The organism is Rhizobium sp. 2YAF20 (assembly GCF_052114685.1).
Classification (GTDB): domain Bacteria; phylum Pseudomonadota; class Alphaproteobacteria; order Rhizobiales; family Rhizobiaceae; genus Rhizobium.
In genome coordinates, this window is record NZ_JBFRFF010000044.1 from 1 (window position 1) to 15,716 (window position 15,716).

At 58.1% G+C, this 15,716-nt stretch carries 16 protein-coding genes and 2 pseudogenes; 8 read left to right on the forward strand and 10 right to left on the reverse strand.

What is annotated here, in order from left to right; translation table 11 throughout:
* Positions 1-574 (reverse strand): annotated as a pseudogene (locus AB4Z52_RS30560) (IS6 family transposase); the annotation flags it as partial.
* A 94-nt stretch (positions 575-668) separates the two neighbouring features.
* On the opposite strand from AB4Z52_RS30560, the gene AB4Z52_RS30565 reads away from it, so the two are divergent.
* The gene (locus tag AB4Z52_RS30565; RefSeq protein WP_442221620.1) at positions 669-845 is read left to right on the forward strand and encodes a hypothetical protein; all 177 of its coding nucleotides are present in this window, start codon (positions 669-671) and stop codon (positions 843-845) included.
* 5 nt (positions 846-850) lie between these two features.
* Here the strand turns inward: AB4Z52_RS30565 and AB4Z52_RS30570 are convergent, their stop codons facing one another.
* From AB4Z52_RS30570 to AB4Z52_RS30605, 8 genes and pseudogenes are all read right to left on the reverse strand, one after another.
* Positions 851-1,360: a hypothetical protein gene (locus tag AB4Z52_RS30570; protein ID WP_442221621.1), complete on the reverse strand. Its 510-nt coding sequence runs from the start codon at positions 1,358-1,360 to the stop codon at positions 851-853.
* A 303-nt stretch (positions 1,361-1,663) separates the two neighbouring features.
* Entirely contained in the window at positions 1,664-1,942 is a 279-nt protein-coding gene (locus AB4Z52_RS30575; RefSeq protein WP_442221622.1) for a hypothetical protein, read from the reverse strand.
* Between the two features lie 693 nt (positions 1,943-2,635).
* Positions 2,636-3,340, reverse strand: coding sequence for a helix-turn-helix transcriptional regulator (locus tag AB4Z52_RS30580; RefSeq protein WP_442221623.1), 705 nt, complete (start codon positions 3,338-3,340; stop codon positions 2,636-2,638).
* Between the two features lie 2 nt (positions 3,341-3,342).
* Complete coding sequence (locus AB4Z52_RS30585; protein ID WP_442221624.1) at positions 3,343-4,275, reverse strand: NAD(P)-dependent alcohol dehydrogenase; 933 nt, start codon at positions 4,273-4,275, stop codon at positions 3,343-3,345.
* Positions 4,276-4,771: 496 nt separating this feature from the next.
* Positions 4,772-5,677: pseudogene (locus AB4Z52_RS30590) on the reverse strand (NADP-dependent oxidoreductase).
* A gap of 301 nt (positions 5,678-5,978) precedes the next feature.
* Positions 5,979-6,824 carry an NmrA family NAD(P)-binding protein gene (locus AB4Z52_RS30595; protein ID WP_442221625.1) on the reverse strand — a complete coding sequence of 282 codons (846 nt, stop codon included), beginning with the start codon at positions 6,822-6,824 and terminating at the stop codon, positions 5,979-5,981.
* Between the two features lie 108 nt (positions 6,825-6,932).
* Positions 6,933-7,673 carry an SDR family oxidoreductase gene (locus AB4Z52_RS30600; RefSeq protein WP_442221626.1) on the reverse strand — a complete coding sequence of 247 codons (741 nt, stop codon included), beginning with the start codon at positions 7,671-7,673 and terminating at the stop codon, positions 6,933-6,935.
* Positions 7,674-8,140: 467 nt separating this feature from the next.
* The gene (locus AB4Z52_RS30605; RefSeq protein WP_442221627.1) at positions 8,141-9,064 is read right to left on the reverse strand and encodes a LysR family transcriptional regulator; all 924 of its coding nucleotides are present in this window, start codon (positions 9,062-9,064) and stop codon (positions 8,141-8,143) included.
* A 165-nt stretch (positions 9,065-9,229) separates the two neighbouring features.
* Between AB4Z52_RS30605 and AB4Z52_RS30610 the strand changes: the two genes are divergently transcribed.
* The 6 genes from AB4Z52_RS30610 (at position 9,230) to AB4Z52_RS30635 (ending at position 14,238) form a co-directional block, all read left to right on the forward strand.
* Entirely contained in the window at positions 9,230-9,808 is a 579-nt protein-coding gene (locus AB4Z52_RS30610; protein ID WP_442221628.1) for a flavodoxin family protein, read from the forward strand.
* A 20-nt stretch (positions 9,809-9,828) separates the two neighbouring features.
* Positions 9,829-10,128 carry a superoxide dismutase gene (locus tag AB4Z52_RS30615; RefSeq protein WP_442221629.1) on the forward strand — a complete coding sequence of 100 codons (300 nt, stop codon included), beginning with the start codon at positions 9,829-9,831 and terminating at the stop codon, positions 10,126-10,128.
* 94 nt (positions 10,129-10,222) lie between these two features.
* Positions 10,223-11,272, forward strand: coding sequence for an NAD(P)-dependent alcohol dehydrogenase (locus tag AB4Z52_RS30620; RefSeq protein ID WP_442221630.1), 1,050 nt, complete (start codon positions 10,223-10,225; stop codon positions 11,270-11,272).
* A 12-nt stretch (positions 11,273-11,284) separates the two neighbouring features.
* A complete protein-coding gene (locus tag AB4Z52_RS30625; protein ID WP_442221631.1) occupies positions 11,285-11,974 on the forward strand; it encodes a type 1 glutamine amidotransferase domain-containing protein in 690 nt (229 codons plus the stop codon).
* Between the two features lie 98 nt (positions 11,975-12,072).
* Positions 12,073-13,050, forward strand: a complete 978-nt coding sequence (locus AB4Z52_RS30630) for an amidohydrolase family protein (protein WP_442221633.1) — start codon at positions 12,073-12,075, stop codon at positions 13,048-13,050.
* Between the two features lie 147 nt (positions 13,051-13,197).
* Positions 13,198-14,238, forward strand: a complete 1,041-nt coding sequence (locus AB4Z52_RS30635; protein ID WP_442221634.1) for an alpha/beta hydrolase — start codon at positions 13,198-13,200, stop codon at positions 14,236-14,238.
* A gap of 52 nt (positions 14,239-14,290) precedes the next feature.
* Here the strand turns inward: AB4Z52_RS30635 and AB4Z52_RS30640 are convergent, their stop codons facing one another.
* Positions 14,291-15,190, reverse strand: a complete 900-nt coding sequence (locus AB4Z52_RS30640) for a LysR substrate-binding domain-containing protein (protein WP_442221635.1) — start codon at positions 15,188-15,190, stop codon at positions 14,291-14,293.
* A 148-nt stretch (positions 15,191-15,338) separates the two neighbouring features.
* On the opposite strand from AB4Z52_RS30640, the gene AB4Z52_RS30645 reads away from it, so the two are divergent.
* Positions 15,339-15,713, forward strand: coding sequence for a DUF2255 family protein (locus tag AB4Z52_RS30645; RefSeq protein WP_442221636.1), 375 nt, complete (start codon positions 15,339-15,341; stop codon positions 15,711-15,713).
* Positions 15,714-15,716 lie beyond the last annotated feature (3 nt).

A 15,716-nucleotide genomic window follows, 5' to 3' on the forward strand; every position in this document is an offset into this window, starting at 1 on the left:
GTTGTAGATAACGCTGTGACTTGAAGCGCTTCATGATCCGCTCTCGCCGCCGGACGGGCTGGTGGGAATTCTCCGCCCGATTGTTCAGGCCTTTGTGGGAGCGATGCTCGACACCGGGCATGATCTCCCGCTTTGCGGCGCCGTAGGATCGAAGCTTATCGGTGATCATCACCCGCGGCGCTCGGCCCTGGCTCTTTAAGAGCTTACGCATCAGGCGTTTGGCCGCCTTGGCATTGCGGCGGCTTTGCACAAGAACCTCCAAGACGAAACCGTCCTGATCCACAGCCCGCCATAGCCAATGCTTCTTGCCACGGATCGAAACAACGGCCTCATCGAGGTGCCACTTGTCCCCAAGCCGACCGGATGATCGACGACGGATCTCGTTGGCGAAGGTGCGGCCGAATTTCTCCGCCCACAGCCGGATTGTCTGATGCGAAACCATGATCCCTCACGCTGCGAGCATGTCCTCGACCATCCGTAGGCTGAGAGGGAAACGGAAATAAAGCCATACGGCGTGGGCAATGATTTCAGCGGGAAAGCGATGGCGGCGATAGAGCGGATCACGGTCTGTCATGGCCCGTCATCGCACATCGAATTCCACGTTCCGTTAAGTTGACGATGCCGGATTACGTCATATTAACTCGCCTTATGACGAGATGGAGATGCAGATGGGTGTGATGGTTTGCGTTGTGCGTATCTTGCTCGGCGATTTCGATTTTGTTGAGCATTATCGAAGCGACGAATACAAAACGGGGAAGCCAAAGCGCATAGCAGACCTCGATAAAATCATAGCGGCTTTGCCGGAGTTGAGGAAACGCTATACTGAAACCGGGACGGTCGTCTAACCCTCTTATCCGCTTACAAGCTGAACAGGCTCGCTATGCTCAACATATTCGAGGCATTGTTGTCCGAATGGTTGACTGATGATTCCGCGCTTGAAATCCATCATGAAGGTTCGACTATCTTTTCTTGCCTGAGAATGGGGTTTCCACATGAACCCTTGTATCAGCTTAAATGGCTCCTTCCGGCAATAGACCAACATCTCAAGCGGCGGAGTAAGTCCTGGCACCCAACCCTCAATGAATAAAACGTCAAGTTTGGTTCCGTCGTTCGGTGTAATGAGACCTTCGCGGCCAGATGACCAGCCTGTAACTTCCGCCGCTTTTTGAGTGCGCGCGGTATTTGCCTTCTGTACAGCTTCGTTTTGAGTCGGCGCTGAATACGGCACAGGCGCCGGTTGTTCGTCTTGCCAGTAGACAACATATGGAACCATCAATTCGTTTGGCGCAAGAAGATGCTGCGTATTGACGGCATGGCTAAACGCATAGCCCATATAGAACGCAAGAAGGTTTTCATTCATTGTCTGAGCTCTCCAGGTTGAGGCTATTTGGGCGCTCGTCTTGTTTTTTATATTTTCGTGTTTTAAGAAGAACCCGCCCTTCTGATCCGAGCCTTATACCAAAAGTTCTGCGCGTGGCTAGCTTCACGACGGAGCAGCGCGCGGCCAGCCTGCTCTCCTCATCAAGGGCCGTAGGACTGGCGGCGCGCGAACCACGAATGCGAGGCCGATGGCGGTCGCCGGCCTCGCCGAGCACTCCCTCGCTGCCGCTCGAAGCCCTGCTGCTCCCCCGACCACGCTCGGCCTGACGCGAGCGCTGCTCCATCATTTCCCGAGCCGCTTCAGCACCCCGCTCAACGAGTTGGTGGCGCGATTTCTTTGAGGCCCAACTCTAGCCTCGAACGCTTCTGAAGAGTTACGGGCCATCAGCGGCATAAGTTTCTGCACGATCCGATATCGACCGGTCTCCGACAGATGTCGGACCATGTCCTCTGCGCTCATGGGGATGACATGCGTGTCGGGTTTGGCGGATTTGGAGGAGCTACGCGTGACCACCTGGTCGGGCGGAGCCTGCTCCGAAAACATGTCAAACTGTTCTGCCATTCCTGTTGTCAAAGCCCCGCCGCCAATTTTCCTACTTCAAAACACGGCACGATCGGCAGATCAGCCTTGTTGGTGAGATGCGATTTCAGCCAACCTGGCGAGCAAGATTTACAATCACGCAGTGACAGCTCTTGGGTTGCTGCGCAGAAGCGTCCAAAATAGGAAGGGCATACCAGCTGTAGCAGGATCTGCGAAAGCCGTTCGCTTCCCGCAAGATCGGTTAAAGGGTTGCCGCAGGAGGTTTAGCATAGCGCCGGCAAAAAGCCGGAAACCGGGACCGACAAGCCCCAGCGCGCGGGTCCGCTCTTAAACCAGCGACCGCCGCGGTGGCGCTTTTGGCCCGTTAGATGTGAACGCCTTGAAGGGATCGGAACCCGCGGCCCACTTTTAAAAAGCTCCACGCCTACAAGAGGATTCGAACCGGAGACCACTAAATCCAAAGGGCTCAGCACATGACGCGATTTGGCCTTCCCATGCTTTCGGCGTTCCCGTTGAGACCTTATGCGACGTTCTGAGCACAGACCGGGAACGCATATCCGGGGAGACGCACGCACACGAGCGGGCCCTAATTCGATTTATGTAAGTTCGGGGCCAACATGCCTTTCATGGGTACCGGTCAGATGAGATCCCGCGACGACGGCTCGTCGGAAATGGTTTAGCCCCACGCAAAACGTCGTCGAATAATGGCGAGGCTCAACAAACTTCGCCTTCGCTATTGCAAGGCCTCATCTCTTGTGCACGCCATTCCTTTACGAGCTGGCGGCGGCTTCGTGGATATCGCTCGACTAAGACCTCTGCAGTTTCGATATCTTCCAATCCGATTACACGAAACTTTTCGTCCAGTTCACACCAGGCCGCGATAAACCGCTTTGATTCTATGAACCCCAGCATGATGGGCCAGATGATCTCCTTTCCCAGGTTGACATGTTTCAGAGATAGCGTGATGCGCAGCTTGCGCTGCTCACGCAGTGACCTGCGAACCTCGCTTAGATCCAGCGGGCCGGCGCTTTTTAGGGAATGGCCGACATAGATCATATCCTCGTTGAGAGCGGATCGCATGTCAGGTGGAAGAACAGCATTGATCTTGGCCAGCGCGTTCGTCACGGCGAAGGCCAGCGAATCGTCCGTCTGGCGACTAACCCACTGGGCGCCGATCACGAGCGCCTGAACTTCCTCGTCCGTAAACGACAGCGGGGGGAGAAGGAAGCCGGGCTGCAAGATATAGCCGACACCCGCCTCACCATCGATTTCTGCGCCCATGTCCTGCAGGGTGGCCACGTCCCTGCGTATGGTGCGCAGAGACACGCCAAGTTCGTTCGCAAGTGTGCGTCCCGACACCGTCGCGCGATGTCTGCGAAGTACTTGCATCAGGTCGAACAGTCGATGGCTTCTTGCCATTTCTACTCCATTGCCACGACGCCCTTGCCGCCGAGTTTGTGACCTCTCTCAAGCTCACCAATGAGTGGGATCGCGCTGTCGAGTGAAACAGTTTTTGCAATCGGTATTTTGAACTTGCCTGCGCCCGCAGCTTCGGCAACTTTTTCCAGGATTTCGGCTCGAGGAGAACCAATGATGGGCTTTAGCCGGCGATCAAAGGTTGCGCGAATGAACTTGCCGAGCCCAGGGTTCAAATCCAGGAATACGCCTCCTTTGCTCAGCATATTCATCCCGTCAGAAAGTGTCAGCTTCGCCGCCGTATCGTAGACGACGTCGAAGCGATCAGCAATCTTAGACAGATCGGTGGTACGATAGTCATAGACCGTCTTCACGCCAAGCGATCTGGCACGCTCCATGTCGTGCGCGCTGCAACTCCCCGAAACAGTGGCGCCGAAGAGCTGCGCGATCTGCACGGCTGCTTCGCCGACCGCCCCGGCACATCCGTTGATAAACACATGCTGGCCAGGCCGGAGCTTTGCCTTATCGATAAGTCCGTTCCAAGCCGTGACGCCTGGTGTGCCAAGGCATGCGGCATCCTCGAAAGAAACATTATCCGGCTTTCGAGCCAGGAACGTATCTTTTGTCACCACGGCTTGCCCGAACGCACCGCTTTGCTTGAATTTGGCAAGACCGAACACAGCGTCGCCAATCTTAAGCCGTGTGACGTCGGAGCCGATCGCAGTGACTATCCCTGAAAAGTCCATTCCCATGGCGCGGGGAAAGGTTCTGCCGGTGACGATCTTCATCTGGCCTGCGCGCAGCTTCCAGTCGATAGGATTGATCGCCGCGAACTTGACCCGCACGGCAACCTCACCTGTTCCGACCGCGGGCAACTCGAAATCCTCGACCCGCATCAACTCCGGGCCGCCATACCTGCTATATTGAATTCGTTTCATCAGAGCGCCTCAAGCCAAGCAAATTCGAAAACGGTTGCTTTGTCACACAGGCGAGGCCGCGCTAACTTCTGGCAAGCGACTGAAGAAGCGTCGACTGATTTAAGTCTGGACATACTTTCAAATCCTTTCTGGCGTCGTACGAGAGAGGTTCGACGTCTCTCTGCAATTGCAAGCGTACATAAACCAGGATGGGGACAGTTTCTGTCACCATTCTTTCGGAACGCTCAAACGGAACAGCATGGTCGGTTGCAAATAGGTTCAGATAAGCGCCGAGTTCACCAACGCGCGTTCGACTTGGCTGCAATGGCGGTTTGGATTGCCGCAATCGGGCGCCGGTCGTAGTAATCAAGGAGACCGCTTGCTTTGCATCAATGCCGCAACAGGCTTTCTAAGTTGCCGTGGGCAATGAGCGCGAGCGATCGGTAGCCAGCAAGCGGCCAGTGAAACTGAGCCTTCCGGCCCGCAGGTGCAACCGTCATGCGGGCCGGAGATCGGATCAGACTACTGTGATTACGAGCTTGCCGGTCACCCTCCCGGCAGCGCTAACCTCCTGCGCCAGGTCACTTTGCTCGATCGGGAAAGTCTGCTCGATGCGTAGATGAAGTGCGCCTTCGCCATACAACCGCGCTGCCTCGGTAAAGGCGGCCTCGGGGTGATCGGCCGATCGCCCCGAGAAGGTCGCGCCATGTTGCGGGGCCGTGACGTCGGAAATGGAAACGACGCGCGCGGGATCGCCGACAATCTCGACTAGCTCCGGGATGACGCCGTCACCGGCCAGGTCGAGCGCCGCGTCAACGCCCTGCGGCGCCAATTCGCGTACCCTCGCTGCAAGCCCTGGCTCATAGGTCGTCGGGAAAGCACCTAGGTCGCGGATGTAAGTATGCTTCGGCTTGCTCGCCGTACCAATCACAACAGCGCCACGGTGGCGCGCCAACTGGATGGCGGCGGTTCCCACCCCGCCGGCGGCACCTGCTATCAACAGCGTCTCACCGGCCCTGAGGTTAACGTGATCGAGGATGCGCGTCGCCGTCTCAACGATGACCGGTAGGCCACCGGCCACCTCGATCGGCATGTTGTCCGGAATGCGCGCCCAGGCCCTCAACACCGTCTATTCGGCCACCGTATTTTGGCCATAACCGAAAACAGCATCACCAATGGCGACGCCCGAGACGCCAACCCCGACCTCATCGACGATGCCCGCCGCTTCGGAACCAACGCCGGCGGGAAAGGTAAGCGGCATGAGGTCGCGAACATATCCTGCCCGCAGCTTCCAGTCGATCGGATTGACCCCTGCGGCCCGCACCGCAATGCGCACCTGATCGGGGCCCGCGTGCGGCGCCTCCACCTCAACGACGCGCAGGACATCAGTGCCACAATATTCGTTGAATGTAACGGCTTTCATATGTTTTCCTTTTTTGAAGTTAGGCAGGCGCTCCGACACCTGTGGTGCCAGGGCCTGATCGTGCAACTGGCGCAATCTCCATGCGGCCTCGTGCCTACCTTTACGCCAGCATCCTTCGCGTCGAGATGTCGCAAGCCCCGCAAACTTGTTGTAGAGCCTTGCTCTGGTCGAAACCCAATATGCACATCTGCGTGACAATTTCTGGCACGATACTTTCGCGACGTTTGAGCTGCCAAAATTCGAGCGGTCACAGCTTCGCTTGCTCGGAAACGGGACAGATAGCCACCTTGGAGCGGATCATTCATCCCCTTCCGCGCCCACTAGCCGCAGCGAGCTCTCTGAAATACGCATCGAGGGTGCGTGGCTCGCGCCCAAGAATTGACCGTAAGACAAGCGGGCTGCCGAGCAGGCCGCTACGGTCATAATGTGCGAACATCTCAATCATTTCGCTGGGGAGGTTTGAAAGCTTGCTTCGGTCAACCGTTCCAACCCCGATATCGCGGCCCAAAATCTCGCTCAGCTTCCTGGCCAGGTCCGGGCGGGAGTGAATGCCCGATGCACATAGTTCAAAGGTACCATAAGCGAGCCGAGCCTCGGTGAACGCGATCGCAGCCACCTCGGCGACATCGCGGTAGTCGACACGGCTGAAACGGGTTTCGGGCGCCCAGGGTTCAGCAAGGACTCCCGTTTCCAGTATGGTGGCCCATGACGATGCATAGTTCTGGAACAACATGGTCGGGTGGAGGATCGTATAGTCCAGCATCGAATTGACCAGCGCCCTTTCGACCGGCGCCTTGGCCGCGTGGTTGGGCAAGTCGAGAATTGGATGGATCACCGACGAGAACACGAATTTGCGCACGCCCGCGCGCTGCGCAGCCGCAACGATATTGAGGCCAAGTTGCACCTCGTTCGGCGCGAAGACGGGACCGATGTGGAATACGCCCTCGACGCCATCCGTCAGGGCGGCGTCGAGGCTTTCAGGGTCCGCAAGGTCGCCCACGACCGCCTCGGTAGCGCCGCGGTCCTTTGCGAGCTGGACCTGTTCGGGGCGGCGGACGAGGCCGCGCACAATGACGCCGCGCTCGACAAGTGCCGGGACAACGAGACCAGCGGTTTCGCCGACTGCGCCGACCACCAATATTTTCATGAAATCGTTCTCCTGACTTGGCTGTTCGGCGGACGTGTCTTCCGAGCCAGTGCAGCTCGAAACGCATCAGAGAGGATTGCCGCGACGATTGCGGCAACTTGCATTGCCTTAAGCGCGGCTGTTCATGCGTCCGAACATGGCTTCGCCCAGCTCGCGTGTCTTGGCCGAAACCCCGATCAGGACCTCGTCCTTGTCTGCTTCAAACTGCGCGAGGGCCTCGATGGCGAAGTCTTCAGGGGTCACCATCATCTGATTGGCTGTCCCTCCACTGCGGGTCTTGCCGCCAAGACCAGTGTCGACAATCGGTGGGGCGACTTCCACCACCCGGATGCCAGTTGATTTCAACTGGTGACGCAGGCTGAGCGTAAAGGAATGTATCGCGGCCTTTGTCGCACAATAGACCGGAACATCAGCCATCGGCGAGAAGGCCAGACCAGAACTGACGTTGATGATGAACCCCTGCCCCTGTTGTCTCAGTGTCGGTAGCAGCTCTGCGATCAGATGGATGGGGGCCGTGAGATTGATTGCGACCTCCTGGTCAAGCGTGGCAATCTCCGGATCGGCGGTGAAGTCACGCCGCACCTGAATACCTGCATTGTTTATGACCACATTCAGGGTCGGGTATTCGACTTTCAGCCATTCGACCATCCCGCGGCGGCTATTTGTGTCGGCTACGTCGCAAATGCGCGTCACTATTGCCGGCACCTCGGCTTTCGCCTTCTCCAGCGCTGCTTGGCTTCTGCCGCAGATGATGACCTGATTGCCCTTCTCGGAAAAGAGCCTCGCAAGCGCGAAGCCGATACCCGTTGCGCCGCCAGTGATGAGTATTGTGTTTCCTGCAAGTTTCAAAGTCGTACTTCCTTCTAACGAATTGAGAAGGTGTGCCGACGATGACGTGGAGTTATCGGCGGACACACCTTTGCAACCGGCGTGCCGGTCCAGGTGTCGCGGATACCCCGAGAGGAAGAGTTACCGTCCGTTAAGACGGCGACCGGGCTACCATCCGGTCAGCACTCTTTCGACGGAGTTTTTTTTATCAGACATATCGGGTATGTACAATTGGGTCGTGTTTGCCGTCTCCGTGCTGCATCTCCTGTTCTTGATATGCCGCTTATGCCTATCGATGATCGGCCGTCGCATGCCGTTGTCTTGGTTGTGACGTTTGCTGCTCGGCGGTGTTGACCTTGGGCGATGCTTTGGAGCGGGGCCTCGTTCGATATCGGCGCACTTGCGCTCCCTCAGAAGGTCCCACCAGGCGAACGCGGCGGTCGCGCCGTCATGCGCAAGGCAGCCAGCGACCTTTAATGCCTGCAGGCCTAGTCTTCAAAGCTTTTGGGAAGTTCGGCGGCGAGCACGTCGATCGCCAGCCTGGAGCGAAGCGGCAGGTACTGGGCTGCAGGCCAGACAGCGTAGAATTCCATTGATGCGCTTGGGCGGTCTGCCCAAACCTCGACCAACTCACCGTGCCGTATCCGATCGCGAAGAAGCCAGTAAGGCAGCCAGCAAAGCCCCATGCCTTCGACGGCGGCGTCTGCGATCACCTCGAGATCGTCGAAACGCAGCCGCGTTGTTACCGCAACGTCTGTGAGTGTGCCCGTTTGGTCAGGTAATTGCCAAGCCAGCCCATGATCGCTTCTCCAGTAGGCGAGCAGGTCGTGATTGGTAAGGTCCTTGATTGAACGAGGCTCGCCTTTTGTCGCAATATAGCTTGGCGACGCGCACAGGACTTTGCGCTGGCTGCCCAGCCGGCGTCCTCGTAAAGCTGATGAATGACCCAGCGCACCGTTCCGTATCGCCAAATCAAAGCCATCGGCGATCAGGTCGATCTGGCGGTCGCTGAAACTTAGTTCGAGTTCAAGTCGGGGATGTTGACGAGCATAGGCCCGCAAGATGGGGGCGACGCAATAGCGCCCGAATAGGATCGAAGCCGAAACCCTGAGCCGACCGGCGACTTCCTGACGGCCGGTCTCCAGCATCACTTCTCCTGCACGCAGTTCCTCAATGGCGCGCAGACACCGCTCATAATATTGCTGACCGCCTTCGGTGAGGCACTGCATTTTGGTCGTCCGTTGAAAAAGGCGGACGCCGAGCCGTTCCTCCAGTCGTGCGATCGACTTGCCGACCGCCGAGCGTGTCAGCGACAGCCGATCCGCTGCCTTGGCGAAACCGCCTGCCTCGACCGCTTCGACGAACACTTCGATACCGTCAAATCTGTCGCGAACCGACTTTGAACCAACCATTTCTGCCTCTGATGTAGAATGCGGGGAAGCAGATAACGGAAAAACTATCGCCACTGCTGACCTAAATTCTACGATAGAAACCCGTGTCGGTAAACGAGTTTCAACGGCCCGAGAAACGGCGATCCCGTCGGAGCGCGGGCATTCATCACCAAGAAGGACGGACAATTGCTGGTTTCGATCGTATTTGACAGTGGATACGGACACACGGCGCGTGTTGCCCAGGCAGTCGCCGAGGGTGCCAGAGACGTGGATAATGTTCAGGCAGAGCTGATCGCCGTCGCCGATGGGCCGGTCGACTGGGAAGCTCTTGAAAAGAGCGATGCGATCGTCTTTGGCTCCCCGACTTACAATGGGATGATCAGCGCCCGGCTCAAGCAGTTCTTCGAGGAGTCCACCAAGGCCGCCTGGACTGAGCTCAAGTGGCGCAACAAGATCAGCGCCGGCTTCACCAATTCCGGCGCGCAGCATGGAGACAAGCTGAACTCGCTTGTTTCCATGGCGCTGTTCGCCGCCCAGCACGGCATGATCTGGGTCGGTCTCGACCTGATGCCAGGAAACAACAGCAGCACATCGAGCCCGGACGACCTCAATCGCCTTGGGAGCTGGCTCGGCGTGATGACCCACGCCAACATTGACCAGGCGCCGGATGTGGCGCCGCCCGAGTGCGACATTCGGACCGCGCGCTATCTGGGCCGTCGCGTCGCCGAGATCACGCGACGATTGACACCCACGCAATTCGCCTAACAGACAAAAGGATCCTTGAGATGAAACTGCTTTGCCTTGATATTCCGCAGCCCGGCGCCAGCCTTGAGAAATACCAGCCGCACATGTTGGATGAAGTCCGGCACTCCTGGAAGATGTACAAGGATGGCGTCATCCGTGACATTTATTTCCGACAGGATCGTCCAGGCGTGGCCATCATCGCGGAAGCTCAGTCCGTTGAGGCAGCCAAGGCGTCGCTTGCCGACTTTCCGCTTGCCAAGGCCGGCCTCATCGACTGGGACGTCATCCCGCTCGGCCCGTTTGCGAATTGGGAAGCCCTTTTCGCACCCGGCAACGTCTGATTCCGGCTCGCACCTTAGCCCAGGTCACGCTGTCTTGGCATGACCTGGGCAATCACGCCTGCAGAACAGGCGTGACCAATACGGAGAACCCATTATGAATGCACTTGGCTTTGCCGCCCAATCGGCCTCTGCCCCGCTGGAGCCCTTCGCCTTCGAACGGCGTGCTGCGGGACCGGATGAGGTTGCCATCGATATTCTCTATTGTGGTGTCTGCCACACCGACCTGCACTTGGCCAGGAACCACGGCGGTTATACTACTTTTCCGATCGTTCCCGGCCACGAGATTGTCGGCCGAGTGCGCGAGGTCGGAACCGACGTATCCCGTTTCAAGACAGGGGATATGGTCGGCGTCGGCTGCATGGTCGATTCCTGCCAACACTGCAAACCATGTCTGAAGGGCTGGGAGCAGGACTGTGTTGAGGGCGCGACGTTCACCTACAACAGCATTGACCGGCGAGACGCCAGCGTCACCTTTGGCGGCTACTCCGATTCCATCACCGTGCGTGACAAGTTCGTATTACAGCTGCCGGAGGGGCTGGATCCGGCGGGTGCAGCGCCGCTTCTGTGTGCCGGCATTACGACCTGGTCTCCGCTTCATCGCTGGAAGGTTGGAGAGAAAAGCAAGGTCGCGGTGATCGGTCTCGGTGGTCTCGGCCACATGGCGCTGAAGCTTGCTAAGGCGCTCGGCGCGGACGTCACGCTGTTCACTCGTTCAGCCGGCAAGGAAGAAGACGCTTTCAGTCTCGGCGCCGATCATGTCGTGCTTTCGGGAGACCTCGAGCAGATGAAGGCGGTGGCAGGGCGGTTCGACGTCATCATCGATACTGTCCCCTACGATCACGACGTCAATCCTTACATGACCACCCTGGCGCTCGAGGGCGTGCTCGTCCTCGTCGGCTACATGGGTCCCCTGGCAACTCCGGTCAGGGCGGGTTCCGTCGTGCAAGGGCGTCGGGCGATCTCCGGGTCGTTCATCGGCGGCGTGCCAGAGACCCAGCAAATGCTGGATTTTTGTGGTCAGCACGGCATCGTTTCCGACGTCGAGATTATCCCCATCCAACAGATCAACGAAGCCTACGAGCGCATGTTGAAGAGCGACGTCAAATATCGCTTCGTCATCGACATGGCCTCGCTCAAATCATGAGGATAAAAGTCAATGGCAGATAACATCAAGCCCATCCTTTGCGTGGTCACCAGCCACCCGATCCGCGGCGACACCGGCGAGCCGACCGGTTTTGCAATGGTGGAACTCACCCACCCGCTCGAAGTGTTCGAGGCTGCGGGCATCCCGGTGGAGATCGCCTCCATTCGCGGCGGACATCCGCCGATCGACTTCTTCGACCTTTCCGATCCGGTCAACGACCGCTTCTGGAAGGACAAGGCGTTTCGCGACGCGCTTGCCCACTCGCTGGTTCTCGCGGACCTCGATCCAGCGCGATACTCGGCGGTGTTCTTCGCCGGGGGCCATGGCACTATGTGGGATTTCGCCGACGACCCTGTCGTGCAGATGGTCATCCGCGAAATATGGGAAGCCGGCGGCATCGTTTCCGCGGTCTGCCACGGCCCGGCCGCGCTGGTGAACGCAAAGCTGTCCGACGGCAGCTATCTCGTGGCCAGCAAGAAACTTGCTGCCTTCACCGATGCAGAGGAGGCGGAGGTCAAATACGACAAGGTTGTACCCTATCTGCTGGCATCAACCCTCAAAGATCGCGGCGCGCTACACCAGCCAGCGCCGAACTGGTCGGAGAATGTCGTCACCGATGGTCGCCTGATCACAGGCCAAAATCCAGCATCGGCACATGGCGTCGGCAAAGCAATCGTCGATAAGCTCGCAGCCTTAAGCTGATCGCCCGAGTGTTCAAATAGTGGGGGCGGCATTGCTCGCTCGTCGCCGCCCCAACGTCGCGCCGGATAAAATGGCGTCGAAAGCAATTGGAGCTGACTGTGAAGATTATCGCCATAGAAGAGCATGTGCTGCCAAATGACGTGAAAAACGCCTGGGGTACGACCCCTGGCGCCGACGACGGAACCTTAGCGCTGAACAGTGGCGTTATCGAAGAACGCCTCGCCGATCTTGGCGAAAAGCGGCTGGCGCTCATGGATGAGACCGGGGTCGATGTGCAGGTGCTCTCCCTCACGACGCCCGGTCTCAACAATCTCGGTGATCACGGCATCGATATCGCGCGTCGTACGAACGACATGCTCGCCGCGGCCGTCGCGACCCATCCATCCCGCTTCCAGGCTTTGTCGGTGCTGCCATCAGCCGACGCGGATGCCGCTGCGAGGGAATTGCAGCGAAGCGTAGAGCACCTCGGGTGTAAAGGAGCCATTCTGTATGGCCGGGTCGGAGAAAAAGGCATGGATCACCCGATCTTCGGGCCGACATTTGCCGTCGCCGCCGAACTTAATGTCCCGCTGCTCATTCACCCCCAAATCCCTCAATCGAGTGTTCGCGAAACCTATTACTCAGGCTTCGGCGCGCCGGTCGACCTTGCGCTTTCGACGTTCGGACTTGGCTGGCATTATGAAGCCGGCATGCAGTTCGTTCGCATCGTTCTGGCCGGCGTCTTCGACCGGCATCCCAACCTACAGGTGATCCTTGGCCACTGGGGCGAGCTTGTCATCTTTTATCTCGAGCGCCTTGCAATGCTCGATCGCGTGTCGGGATTGAAGCATCCCTTCATTCATTACGTGCGCAACAACCTCCATCTGACGGCAAGCGGCATGTATAATGACGCCTATCTGCGCCAGGCCGTTGATGCTGTCGGTATCGATCGGATTTTGTTCTCCACTGACTATCCCTACCAGTACCGTCCAGGCAACGACGCCCGGCTGTTTGTCGAAGGACTCTCTCTCGACGACGGCGAGAAACTGAAGTTTGCGCACGAGAATTGGGAGGCTCTGACTGTAGGCAGCGCTTAGAACTCCGTCCCCTCCTCCCTCAAGACTTCCCGTCATAGCAAGTACCATCTGGACTGCCTTTAATCCTCGGGGACACAGTGCCAACATCCCGTCCACCGGTGTTCGCCCAGAACCACTGACCTATCGCCCCTGCAGTTGGAGTTCAAGATGCACGCCATGAGGCCAATTTTCTATATTATCGCCAGCTTGATGCTCGCGTCGCCTGTTTTGGCGCAGGAGATGCGCGGCGTGCCAGCGCGTCAGCTCCCTCTCCCGGAGGCTGCAAGTCCCGAGCTTCGCGCGCTCATCCAGACCGGTTCGATGGCCACATGGAACGACCACCCGGCGACGGCTGACGACTGGAAATCGTGGATTGCGCAAGGTGCCGAGAAGGCAAGCGCAGTGCTGCCTGCTTTGCGCGAGAAGATGGGCGTGACCGTCGAGGCGAGCAAGATTGCCGGCGTCAATGTCTTTGTGATCGTTCCCAGGCAAGTATCACCGGAAAACCGCGATCGCGTCCTCATTCATTTTCATGGCGGCGGATATGTCCTCAATCCCGGCGAGGCCGGAACGGGCGAAGCGATCATGATGGCCGGCATGGGTCATGTGCGGGTGATTTCAGTCGACTACCGGATGCCGCCGGATTTTCCTTATCCGGCGGCGATGGATGATGCCCTTGCAGTTTATAAAGGTGTCTTGGCGACGAAGGATGCATCCAGGATTGGCGTGTTCGGCACGTCAACGGGCGGCGGCATGACGTTGGCCTTGGTACTTCGCGCAAAAGCGGAGGGGCTGCCGCTTCCTGGAGCGATCGCCGCTGGCACGCCTTGGGCTGATCTCGAAAAAATCGGCGACAGTTATTTTAGCAACGACAGTGTCGATAACGTCCTGGTTCGCTACGAAGGGTGGCTGGGCGACGCTGCGAAGCTGTATGCAGGCGGCCATGACATGAAGGATCCATACCTATCGCCGATCTACGGCGACTATCGGGGCTTCCCACCAACAATCCTGGTCACGGGCACCCGCGACCTGTTTTTGAGCAATACGATCCGTGTTCACCGCAAGCTTCGAGAAGCCGGCGCGGTCGCAGATCTCATCGTTTTCGAGGGCCTTTCTCACGCACAATATCTGTTCTCGCCAGATATGCATGAGGCAAAGGAGTATTTCCGGGAGCTTGAAGGCTTCTTTGATGCGCATCTCAAACGCTGATCGGCAAATTTGAGCAAGGCGCCATCCCTCCCCACTTCATAAGCCGAACCAGTCATGCTGCCGGATGATGCCTGAGAGCATCGACGAGCATGGAAAATGCCGGGGATGGATGGCGTCGTGACGGATAGTACAGATGGTACCCCGCAAACGGTGGAGTCCAGTCTGCCAGTATCTGGATGAGCCGGCCGCTGTCCAAATGCTCACGAACCGCGTCCTCGTGAAGATACGCGATCCCGTAGCCGTCCAAGGCTCCGGTCACGGTCTGGGGAACGGCGTTGAACGCCACCTGTCCGTCCACACGAACCCGCAGCTCTTGACCATCCTTTTCAAATTCCCACGCGTAAAAGCCACCATAGCTCGGCAGACGAAGATTGATGCAACGATGGGCCGTCAGCTCCTGTGGTGTCGAGGGGGGAGTGAACTGGTCGAAACAGGCGGGCGCCGCTACCGCGATCATCCGCGCCATCGGTCCTATGGCAACTGCGATCATGTCCTTTTCGATCTGGTCGCCGAGCCTGACGCCGGCGTCGAAGCGTTCCGCGACGATATCCGTCAAGGCGGATTCTGCCACGAGCTCCACTTTTATATCGGGATAGGTCCGAAGGAATTTTGATAGCTTCGGCCAGATCAGGGTGTCGATGGCATGTTGCCCGGCGGTGATACGGAAGTTGCCCGCGGGTTTGTCGCGAAACTCGGTCAGCGCCGAGAGTTGTGCATCGATATTCCCCAGGGCGGGTCCAAGGGTCGAAAGAAGTTGCTCCCCTGCCGGCGTCGGAGCGAGGCTGCGGGTGGTCCGTGTCAGGAGACGAAGCCCGAGCCGTTCCTCCAGCCTGCGTATGATCAGGCTGAGGGAGGATTGCGATGTTCCGAGACGAGCCGCCGCTTTCGTGAAACTCTGTTCCTCGGCCACGGTGAGGAAGGCCATCAGGTCGCCAAGATCTTCCCGCCGCATTCATTGATCTCCGATATAAGTTCAATGAGATATTAACGCCTAATCGAAATAGAACTAGATACTATATTTCGAGGATCAGTCACGCTCGTGGTGATCCCTGGGGTATTTGCTGACTGGATAGCCCAAAATCAATGGAAGGCATTTTTTCATGGTTTGGTCAGATCAGGAGCTCGGCAAGGTCGCCGTATCGGACGATCTGTACATTTCCCCGTTTCGCGAAGACGGCACTACTTACGGCACGCCAACGTGGGTCTGGTCGGTGGTCGTCGATGGCGCGCTCTACGTAAGAGGATATAACGGGCAGGCATCTCGCTGGTATCAGGCCGCGGTCACACAGAAGACCGGCCGCGTGTCGGTCGCCGGCATGACCAAAGACGTCGAATTCGCGCCTGCTAAAGGGCCAATCAACGACCGTATCGATGATGCCTACCGCGCGAAATACGCCAAGAGCCGCTATCTCAACCCGATGATCGGTGCGCGCGCCCGCGCAGCGACGATCAAAGTGACACCCCTAAACTCGTGAACC

What these genes read in the sequence shown, in the direction of transcription:
- AB4Z52_RS30565 (WP_442221620.1), top strand. Translation starts at nt 669, where the DNA reads ATGGGTGTGATGGTTTGCGTTGTGCGTATCTTGCTCGGCGATTTCGAT.
- AB4Z52_RS30570 (WP_442221621.1), bottom strand. Translation starts at nt 1,360, where the DNA reads ATGAATGAAAACCTTCTTGCGTTCTATATGGGCTATGCGTTTAGCCAT.
- AB4Z52_RS30575 (WP_442221622.1), bottom strand. Translation starts at nt 1,942, where the DNA reads ATGGCAGAACAGTTTGACATGTTTTCGGAGCAGGCTCCGCCCGACCAG.
- AB4Z52_RS30580 (WP_442221623.1), bottom strand. Translation starts at nt 3,340, where the DNA reads ATGGCAAGAAGCCATCGACTGTTCGACCTGATGCAAGTACTTCGCAGA.
- AB4Z52_RS30585 (WP_442221624.1), bottom strand. Translation starts at nt 4,275, where the DNA reads ATGAAACGAATTCAATATAGCAGGTATGGCGGCCCGGAGTTGATGCGG.
- AB4Z52_RS30595 (WP_442221625.1), bottom strand. Translation starts at nt 6,824, where the DNA reads ATGAAAATATTGGTGGTCGGCGCAGTCGGCGAAACCGCTGGTCTCGTT.
- AB4Z52_RS30605 (WP_442221627.1), bottom strand. Translation starts at nt 9,064, where the DNA reads ATGGTTGGTTCAAAGTCGGTTCGCGACAGATTTGACGGTATCGAAGTG.
- AB4Z52_RS30615 (WP_442221629.1), top strand. Translation starts at nt 9,829, where the DNA reads ATGAAACTGCTTTGCCTTGATATTCCGCAGCCCGGCGCCAGCCTTGAG.
- AB4Z52_RS30620 (WP_442221630.1), top strand. Translation starts at nt 10,223, where the DNA reads ATGAATGCACTTGGCTTTGCCGCCCAATCGGCCTCTGCCCCGCTGGAG.
- AB4Z52_RS30625 (WP_442221631.1), top strand. Translation starts at nt 11,285, where the DNA reads ATGGCAGATAACATCAAGCCCATCCTTTGCGTGGTCACCAGCCACCCG.
- AB4Z52_RS30635 (WP_442221634.1), top strand. Translation starts at nt 13,198, where the DNA reads ATGCACGCCATGAGGCCAATTTTCTATATTATCGCCAGCTTGATGCTC.
- AB4Z52_RS30640 (WP_442221635.1), bottom strand. Translation starts at nt 15,190, where the DNA reads ATGCGGCGGGAAGATCTTGGCGACCTGATGGCCTTCCTCACCGTGGCC.
- AB4Z52_RS30645 (WP_442221636.1), top strand. Translation starts at nt 15,339, where the DNA reads ATGGTTTGGTCAGATCAGGAGCTCGGCAAGGTCGCCGTATCGGACGAT.